General features: G+C 64.0%; 7 protein-coding genes and 1 pseudogene. 2 read left to right on the plus strand and 6 right to left on the minus strand.

Features of this window, described 5'->3' with window-relative positions; genetic code table 11:
• Positions 1-148: 148 nt before the first annotated feature.
• From A5777_RS06380 to A5777_RS06400, 5 genes are all read right to left on the minus strand, one after another.
• Positions 149-667 carry a DUF3145 domain-containing protein gene (locus tag A5777_RS06380; RefSeq protein ID WP_005206476.1) on the minus strand — a complete coding sequence of 173 codons (519 nt, stop codon included), beginning with the start codon at positions 665-667 and terminating at the stop codon, positions 149-151.
• Positions 668-827: 160 nt separating this feature from the next.
• The gene (locus A5777_RS06385; protein WP_064862025.1) at positions 828-1,643 is read right to left on the minus strand and encodes a serine hydrolase domain-containing protein; all 816 of its coding nucleotides are present in this window, start codon (positions 1,641-1,643) and stop codon (positions 828-830) included.
• Positions 1,644-1,671: 28 nt separating this feature from the next.
• Positions 1,672-2,802, minus strand: a complete 1,131-nt coding sequence (locus tag A5777_RS06390; RefSeq protein ID WP_064862026.1) for an NDMA-dependent alcohol dehydrogenase — start codon at positions 2,800-2,802, stop codon at positions 1,672-1,674.
• A 125-nt stretch (positions 2,803-2,927) separates the two neighbouring features.
• Positions 2,928-4,529: a fatty-acid--CoA ligase FadD5 gene (gene fadD5, locus A5777_RS06395; protein WP_064862027.1), complete on the minus strand. Its 1,602-nt coding sequence runs from the start codon at positions 4,527-4,529 to the stop codon at positions 2,928-2,930.
• 38 nt (positions 4,530-4,567) lie between these two features.
• A complete protein-coding gene (locus tag A5777_RS06400; protein ID WP_064862028.1) occupies positions 4,568-5,386 on the minus strand; it encodes an enoyl-CoA hydratase-related protein in 819 nt (272 codons plus the stop codon).
• Between the two features lie 233 nt (positions 5,387-5,619).
• Between A5777_RS06400 and A5777_RS06405 the strand changes: the two genes are divergently transcribed.
• Positions 5,620-6,831 carry a TetR/AcrR family transcriptional regulator gene (locus tag A5777_RS06405; protein ID WP_064862029.1) on the plus strand — a complete coding sequence of 404 codons (1,212 nt, stop codon included), beginning with the start codon at positions 5,620-5,622 and terminating at the stop codon, positions 6,829-6,831.
• An 18-nt stretch (positions 6,832-6,849) separates the two neighbouring features.
• Here A5777_RS06405 and A5777_RS06410 read toward each other — a convergent pair whose 3' ends face one another.
• Positions 6,850-7,650 carry a hypothetical protein gene (locus A5777_RS06410; protein ID WP_064862030.1) on the minus strand — a complete coding sequence of 267 codons (801 nt, stop codon included), beginning with the start codon at positions 7,648-7,650 and terminating at the stop codon, positions 6,850-6,852.
• A gap of 92 nt (positions 7,651-7,742) precedes the next feature.
• On the opposite strand from A5777_RS06410, the pseudogene A5777_RS06415 reads away from it, so the two are divergent.
• Positions 7,743-8,606, plus strand: a pseudogene (locus A5777_RS06415) (acyl-CoA dehydrogenase family protein); the annotation flags it as partial.
• Positions 8,607-8,677: the final 71 nt, after the last annotated feature.

The following is an 8,677-nucleotide window of genomic DNA, read 5'->3' on the forward strand; positions in this document are numbered from 1 at the left end:
GGGGTATCCCAGCCGAGCGTTTGCGTGATCTAATCACCACCAACTAACAGCAGTGTTGCGCCGACCCCTTGAAACCGCCGTACTCTGCCGGGGCCGAATCAGTGTGTCGGGTCGGTGATCGGAGGTTGGTCACCAACTCCGGTGTGGTTCAACCGACGCGTTGCGTCAACCAGGTCACCTCGGCGCCCGCGCCGCCCATGCGGTACGCCTCGAGAGCGTCGTCCCATGCGGTACCGAGCGCGGCTTCGAGTTCGCCGGCGAGTCCAGCGCTGTCCGGCTGGGCCTCGATCAGCGAACGCAGTTGCATCTCACCGATGATCACGTCGCCGTTGGCGCTCGTCGATCCGCGCCACAAGCCAAGTCCCGGAACATAACTGAACCGCTCGCCGTCGACGCCCTCGCTGGCATTCTCGGTCACCTCGAAGCGCAGCGACGACCACTCGCGCAGCGCATTCGCCAGCCGCGCAGCAGTACCTACCGGGCCCGTCCAGTCAACGGTTGCCCGTTGCATGCCGGGTTCGGCATCCTGGGCGGACCACTTCAGGTTGGCCCGCGCGTTAAGGGTCGACGACAGAGCCCACTCCACATGCGGGCACAGCGCGGCCTGCGCTGAGTGGATGTACACCACTCCGGTCGTCATGTCCGCAAACTGATTCAGGTTGCGCACCTTGTTCACCTCCGTTGTCGACGAGGAACGTCTTCCCCAACACACCTCGCGACAGCGGATATCACACTCGTGTTGTTTATTGTGCCTGATGTTGTACGTGTTGCGCTAGTTTCCGAAGGTGATTGGTGTGAATTACTGATTCACCCACCAGCCCATAGCGTCAGTCGTCCGCGACGAGCGTGTCGACGACGGCGTCGTTGAACTCGGTCCACAGCGGCTTGGCCCAGGCTCCGAACGGCCGGTCTGTCAACACGACGCAGGCCGCGGCCAACTCCGGATCGACCCAGAGATAGGTTCCCGACTGTCCGAAGTGCCCGAACGTCGACGGCGAGTTACGTGTGCCAGTCCAATGCGGCGACTTGTGCGAGCGGATCTCGAATCCGAGGCCCCAATCGTTCGGCTTGTGCTTGCCGTAGCCGGGCACGAAGCCGTCGATACCCGGAAACCACACCGCATGCGCAGAGTCGGCGAGGTCCGACGAGAGCAGGCGTGGTTGCAGCAGTTCGGCAGCGAAAACGGCAAGATCGTCGACGCTCGACCGCGCTCCGTGGCCGGCAGGTCCGTCGAGCGTCGTCGACGAGAGTCCCAGTGGCGCACAGACTCCCTCGGCGAGGTAATCGGCGAATGCAATCTCCGTTGCGGCCTCGACGGTCTCGGCAAGCACCTCGAACCCGGCGCTCGAGTAGATCCGCTTCTCCCCCACCGGCGCCTCGACCTCTTGCCTGTCGAAGGCCAGTCCTGACGCGTGCGCAAGGAGATGAGCGATGGTCGCGCCGGGCGGCCCGGCCGCGTCGTCGAGTTCGACGGCGCCCTCCTCGACCGCAACGAGAACCGCCTCGGCCACCAGGAGTTTGGTGACCGAGGCGAGCTCGTAGATGCGGGCGGTGTCCCCGTGTGCGACGACCCCCTCCGGAGTGACGATTGCCGCGGCGACATTGTCGACCGGCCAGGAATCGAGGGCCTCGAGAACACTCACGGGGACCTACGTTACCGGTAGACGACGATCAGTGATCCTCGTCGGTGTAGCGGATGACTCCGCGAATGTTCTTGCCGTCGAGCATGTCCTGGTAGCCCTGGTTGATCTGATCAAGCCGGTACTGCCGGGTGATCATGTCGTCGATGTTGAGTTTGCCGATCTTGTACATCGAAAGCAGTTGCGGGATATCGAGCTTGGGGTTCGCACCGCCGAAGATGCTGCCCTGCAGGTTCTTCTGCAGCAGTGTGAGCATCGACAGATTCAACGTCACGTCGGACTCGAGCATGTTCCCCATGCCGGTCAGCACGCAGGTGCCGGCCTTGGCCGTGATGCCCATCCAACTGTCGACATCCTTGCCGTGCACCTCTCCTACCGTCACGATGACCTTGCGGCACATCGCACCGTGAGTGGTCTCGGCAATCGCTCCCGCAGCCTCGTCGATCGACGCGAACGCCGCCGTCGCACCGAATTTCAGCGCCTGCTCGCGCTTCCACTCGACCGGGTCGATCGCGAAGATGTTGCGCGCTCCCGCGATCACCGCACCCTGCAGTGCAGCGGTTCCGACGCCACCGACGCCGACGATTGCCACGTCTTCGCCGGGGCGGACATCGCCACTACGCGTCGACGACCCGTAGCCGGTGGGGATGCCACAACCGACCAGAGCCGCCACCTCGAACGGGATGTCCTTGTCAATCTTCACCACCGACGCCTCGTGCACCACCATGTACGGCGCGAACGTGCCAAGCAGTGTCATCGGATAGACGTTCTCGCCCTTCGCGGTGTGGATGCGGAAGGTGTTGTCGGACACGGCTTCACCCTGCAGAAGCATCGCGCCGAAGTCGCACAGGTTCGCCAGACCCGACCTGCACGACGGACACTTGCCGCACGACGGGATGAAGGAGAGGACGACGTGGTCGCCGACCTCGAAGTCGGTGACACCCTCACCGAGCTCCTCGATGACGCCCGCACCCTCGTGGCCGCCGAGGATCGGAAAGCCCGCCATCGGGATGCCGCCGGTCATGAGGTGATGATCGGAGTGACACATTCCGGCTGCTTCCATCCGGATCTTGATCTCGTGCGCCTTGGGATCACCGATCTCGATCTCTTCGATCTCCCACGGTTGGTTGAGTTCCCGTAGCAACGCACCCTTGGTCTTCATTCATGCCCTCCGCTTGTTGTCGTACACGCGCAGCGTGCCGTTGGTGCCGGCACAGCCTGGCGTCCCTACTGAGACGATAGTCACTTTTCGTCAGAAATGGAACGTGTTCTACTTTTGTGGCGAGATCAGTTGGCCAGACCCTCGTCTTTGCTGCCGTAGCTCTCGCGCAGACGCGGCTTGACGACCTTGCCACCCGCGTTGCGAGGTAGTTCTTCGACGAGAACGATGTCCTTGGGCTGCTTGAACCGCGCCAGGTTCTCGTCGAGGTACGGCTCCATCTCCTCGAGGGTGAGGTCGGCGCCGTCGACCGTCACCACCACGGCGACCGGCACCTCACCCCACTTCGGATCGGCCCGTCCGATCACAGCCGCCTCGGCAATCCTCGGGTGGCCGTAGAGGACGTTCTCGACCTCGGCGCAATAGATGTTCTCGCCGCCCGAGATGATCATGTCTTTTGCCCGGTCGACCACGTAGAGGAAACCCTCGTCGTCGCGACGCACGAGGTCGCCGGAGTGGAACCAGCCCCCGCGGAAGGCATCCTGCGTGCCCTGCGGGTTCTGCCAATACCCGAGCATCATGTTCGACCCGCGGTACACGATCTCCCCGACCTCGCCGTCGGCGACGTCGTTCATCATCGGGTCGACGATGCGCGCGGTAACCGCCGGAACCACCTTGCCGATCGACCCGATCTTGCGCAGCGCGTCGGCGCCGTCGAGAACGCAAGTGATGGGCGACATTTCGGTTTGTCCGAAAACCGCGACGTTGAGCGCGTCGGGAAAGGTCTCGTTCATCGCGTTCAGCACGGTGTCCGAAGCGGGTGCCGCACCCCAACTGATCACGCGGAACTTCACGTCGCGTGGGTGTGCCTGCTGCGCCGCGCAGACCGCCTGCCACTGAGCGGGCACCAGGAAGATCGACGTGATGGCCTCACGTTCGCACATGTCGAGCATCTGGTCGGGGTCGAACGCGCCGAGCGGATGGATGACCGACGTTGCGCCCATGTAGAACAGCGGCGCCATGGCTCCGATACCGGCGATGTGGAACATCGGCGCAACACCGGCACCGATGTCGTCACGGCTGGTGTGCAGCGCCTGCAGACAGGTGAGTGCCTGCGACTGCATGTTCGTGTGAGTCAGCATGGCGCCCTTGGGTTTTCCCGTGGTGCCCGACGTGTACATGATCAACGCGACGGTCTCTTCCGGGATGTCGATCTCCGGGAGATCGGACGCGTCTTCGGCGATGAGATCGGCGTAGTCGAGGTGGGCCTCGTTCTCGGAGCCACCCACCACGATCACCTGATCGACGTCTCCGGTTGCGGCGACAACCGCGTCGGCAAGTGGGGCGAGCAACGTCTCGGTGACGATCGTCCGCGCACCGCTGTCGGTCACCAGGTAGGCGACCTCGGCGGGACTCATCCGCACGTTCACCGGCACCGGGATGGCACCAATGATGTTGGCACCCAGAATCGCTTCGACGTATTCGGTGCGATTGAGCAGGATCATCAGCACCCTGTCGCCGAAACCGACGCCACGACGACTCAGCGCCGCCGCGAACGCAGTGGTGCGCTCGTCGAGTTGTTTCCACGTCGTCGTCTCACCCAAGAACTTGAGCGCGGGAGCGTCTGGCTGCATCAGCGCATGCCTGCGGACCTGGTTGTTCCAGTGGTTGCGGCGAGACCGCAGCGGTTCTGTGTTGAGGTCTTGGCCCGAGGCGACGGTCGCGGTCATGGAACTCTCCTTGGATTTCTCGACGTTGGTTCGCAACGTCAGTGTCGGCGTGCGGTGGTGAATGCGGCTATGGCCGCATGGAATTCGTCAGATTGCAGCAGTCGAGTCTGTCCTCTGGTCTCACGTTCGAGGGTCGACTCGAATCCGGCGAGCGTGTTGGCGTCGAGCGCGGCTTTCGCAAGACGCAACGCCTGCGTCGAACTCTGCGCGAATCGCTTGGCGACGCCGGCGATCTCGGCGTCGAGCGCGGTTCTGTCGTCGACGAGTCCGCTGATCAAGCCAGCGTCGAATGCTTCTGGCGCAGGCAACTTTTCGCCGAGAAGGACCAGCCGATTGGCGCGCGCCCTACCGATCGCGGCCGACACCGTCGCGGTCGCCCCACCGTCGGGCATGAGCCCGATGTTGGTGAATGCCAGAAGAAAGTAGGAACGTCGGGTCGCGAAGATGAGGTCGGAGGCGAACGCCAGCGATGCACCGATCCCGACCGCGGCGCCGTCGACGGACGCGACAACCGGAACCTCGACAGAGCGCACGGCACGAGCCAGCGCCGACCCTCCGCCGATCACAGAGGCCGCACTCCTCTCGTCGATGCCGCCGTTCTCCGACGCCCGGGCAGCGATGTCGCGAATATCTGCGCCGGTGCTGAAGTGTCCCCCTGCGCCGTCGATGATCACCGCGCGTATGTCGTCTGCGGCGCATCGGATGGTGAGGAAGTCGATCAGCGCGCTCGAGGCGTCTCCGTTGAGCGCATTCATCCGTTCCGGACGATCGATCGTGACGCGGGCAATCCCCCGATCGTCGACCTCGGTCCTGATCCCGGTAACGATTGAGGCGTCAGACCCTGCGCCACCAGCCACCCGACTGTCAGACCCAGTCGCCCGAATGTCAGACCCAATCGCCCGATTGTCAGACACAGCCCACCCCGTCGCTCGCCGGTCGCGTGATCATGCCGCCACCATACATGCCTATGAGATGTAGACCACAGGAATCGCGATTAACTTAGCGATCTTCTACGACGCCTCTACCACCAGTTTTAGACGATTAGGCAATTTCTTCTCCAACGAAGACGCTCTCGCTCTACTCTGGACCGATGAGCAGTCAGCCCTCGACTGACCACCCTCCGACACACATCAACGGACAGCCACGTCGACGCCCTGCCGACCGCCGAGCGCTGATTCTGCATACCGCAGCACAGGAGTTCAGCGATCGCGGATACCACGCGGTGCGCCTCGAGGAGATCGCCGACATCGTGGGAATCTCCGCCCCCGCGCTCTACCGCCACTTCCCGACGAAATACGCACTCTTCGCCGAGGCCACCGGACTACTCGCCGACGTGCTGACCGAGGCACTCGAGACATCGCAGAGCGATCTCGAGTCGGCACTGACCGCTCTCGTACAATCGGCCATCGACCACCGCAGGACCGGTGGCCTCTACCGCTGGGATCAGCGCTACCTCAACGGCGATGACGCGACAAAGGTGAAAGACGTTCTGGTGGAACAGCATCGGCGAATCCGCGCAGCGCTTCTCAATGCACGCCCGAACATCCCCCGGCCCCACGCCGACCTTCTCGTCGCGGCGATGATCAGTGTCGTGGCAAGTCCGACCACACATCGGACTGCGTTGGCAGACCGAGAAATTCGCCGACTACTCGTCGCCACCGCGCTCTCGCTGGCCGACGTCGCGCCGCTGCTCGCCGCCGACGCCTCAGTCCAGCGCCCGCCGTCCGGGCTGGCGCCGGCGTCGAAACGCGAACTCATACTCACCGGATCGATCTCACTGTTCTCCGCACGAGGCTTCCGAGAGGTCACGATCGACGAGATCGCCGCTGCCGCAGGCGTTCCCGCATCCGGCGTCTACCGCCACTTCGAGAGCAAAGCCGCGATACTGTCGGCGGCATTCTGGCGAGCGTCCGACCGCGTAAGTGCCGCCACTTCCGACGCACTCGCGGCGTCGACGACCAGCCGCGCAGCGCTCGAGTCGCTCGCTGCCCGCTACGTACAACTCTTCGTGCGCGACAACGCGCTCGTGACGGTCTACCTGAGCGAGATCGGGCACCTGGTCCCGTCGGAGCGCAGCGCGTTGCGACGCCAGCAACGCGCCAACGTCGACGAGTGGGCCGCATGGGTCACGCGCGACCGTGGCGACGCGATCAGTCGTGGACAGGCCCGCTTCCTCGTGCACGCGGCACTGAACGCCATCTCGGATCTGCTTCGACTACGCCGCCAACCAACCGTCGAGCAGGTCACCGCGATCGGCTGCGCCATTCTCGAAGGCCCCCGGCGGGGCCCACAGCAGCGCTGACGTGCTGGCTGCCTGATGTCAGACGGTCGCCAGATCGTCGAGCAACCACGTGCCGTTCCGCTTGGCGAGCGTGATCTCGACACGCGATTGGTACGGGATGCCGTCAGGAACCTGCGCGGCGATCTCCGACGACTTCACCGTCTGATCCAATGCCACGAGGACCACCGCACGGTCGGCAGTCACCGATTCGATCCCCGCGCGCTGCGCCTTCGACGTCGACACTCCCTTGGCGTTCGCGTTGCCCTTGCGCGCATCCTGCGACGACGCGATATAGGTCTTACCGAACTCCGGGGTGGATATCTGCGTGATTCGACGATCGAGATCGCCGTAGTCGGCGGGGTCGTAGGTGGTCAGCTCGACGGCGTAGCGACGCGCGGTGTCGAGGACTGTTGTGCGATCGGCATCCGACGGTCCTGCGTCAGACGCTCTGCGATCTGCCTGCGCGTACAGGTACGCGAGTACCCCGGTCGAGATCGCGAGGACCACCACGAACGATGCCAGCACACCGACCAGTAGCCGCCCGCGGCCCGGACGCGTCGCTCCAGCGGCGCTCGCCGCCTCGGCTCCCACGCCACCGCTCTTCCCGCCGCGCCCTCTCTCAGTACGTCCCTTGTCAGTACGGCCACTCGTGGTGTCGAGTTTGCGTGGCACCCGGTCGGCGGCCTCGGCGCGCAGTTGTTCACGCCTACTGCGATTCGCCGCGAGGAACTCGTCTCCGTCGAGTGGCGAGACGTCGGCGCTTGTCGGCCCGGCACTCTCGGCCTCGACGCTCTCCTCGGCCTGCACGCCGTCGTCAGACGGGATTCGCGATTTGGGCATGGCAACCAATCTAGCCATCGATAGTGTGGTCCAGACCACGGCCCGACATATCACATATATGATCTAGCCAGAGCCGCCTACGGGCTTCGCATATCGAGAGGACAACAGTGAACTTCACTGAGGAACAGCGCGCATTCGCGACGTCTGTCGCCGATTTCTGCCAACGCGAGGTCGGTACCCGTGACCAGCGCAATCGCTACACAAAAGACGGGAGGGAGCTGCACTCGCGCGAGCTTTACCAGAAGATGGCCGACCTCGGCTGGGCGGGCATCATGTTGCCCGAAACCTACGGCGGGTCGGGCGCCGGCAATGTCGAGATGTGCATCCTGCTCGAAGAAGCGATGCGCGGCATGGCACCGATCGGCGGGATCGGGCCCACCTTCATCACAGCCCTCGCCTACAACCGATTCGCCGACGACCAGCTCAAGAAGGAAGTCCTGACCGGAGTCGTCAACGGCGATGCGCTGTCGATCTCGATGTCGGAGCCCGAGGCCGGTTCCGACGTCGCCAACCTCACGTGCCGTGCCGAGAAGGTCGACGGCGGGTGGGTCATCAACGGGCAGAAGACCTGGTGCTCCAACGCGCACTTCGCGCGGTCGATCCTGCTGATCGCCCGCACCTCGAACACCGGCAAGAAGCACGAGGGAATCACGCAGTTCCACATCCCTGCCGACACACCGGGTTTGGAGATCAAGGGCATCGACACGCTCGGCGGGCGAGAGGTCAACGATCTCTACTTCACGGACTGTCGAGTGCCCGACTCGGCAGTCGTCGGCGAGGTGGGCAACGGCTGGAATCAACTCATGGCCGGACTCAACACCGAGCGACTCATCCTCGCGGCCATGCAACTCGGTGTGGCCGAGCGATCATTTGCCGACACACTGGCGTTCATCACCGAGCGCAAACAGTTCGGGCGTCCCATTGGGTCGTTCCAGGTTCTGCGGCATCGCATGGCCGCGAGGATGAGTCGCTCGGTGTTGAGTCCGGCCATGAGTTGATTCCAGCCGTTGCCCACCTGGCCATCGCC

It is taken from the genome of Gordonia sp. 852002-10350_SCH5691597, assembly GCF_001665715.1.
In the GTDB taxonomy this organism is placed as follows: domain Bacteria; phylum Actinomycetota; class Actinomycetes; order Mycobacteriales; family Mycobacteriaceae; genus Gordonia; species Gordonia sputi.

Excerpts from the sequence above, each read along its gene's own strand:
- A5777_RS06405 (WP_064862029.1), top strand. The coding sequence starts at position 5,620 with ATGAGCAGTCAGCCCTCGACTGACCACCCTCCGACACACATCAACGGA.
- fadD5 (WP_064862027.1), bottom strand. The coding sequence starts at position 4,529 with ATGACCGCGACCGTCGCCTCGGGCCAAGACCTCAACACAGAACCGCTG.
- A5777_RS06390 (WP_064862026.1), bottom strand. The coding sequence starts at position 2,802 with ATGAAGACCAAGGGTGCGTTGCTACGGGAACTCAACCAACCGTGGGAG.
- A5777_RS06410 (WP_064862030.1), bottom strand. The coding sequence starts at position 7,650 with ATGCCCAAATCGCGAATCCCGTCTGACGACGGCGTGCAGGCCGAGGAG.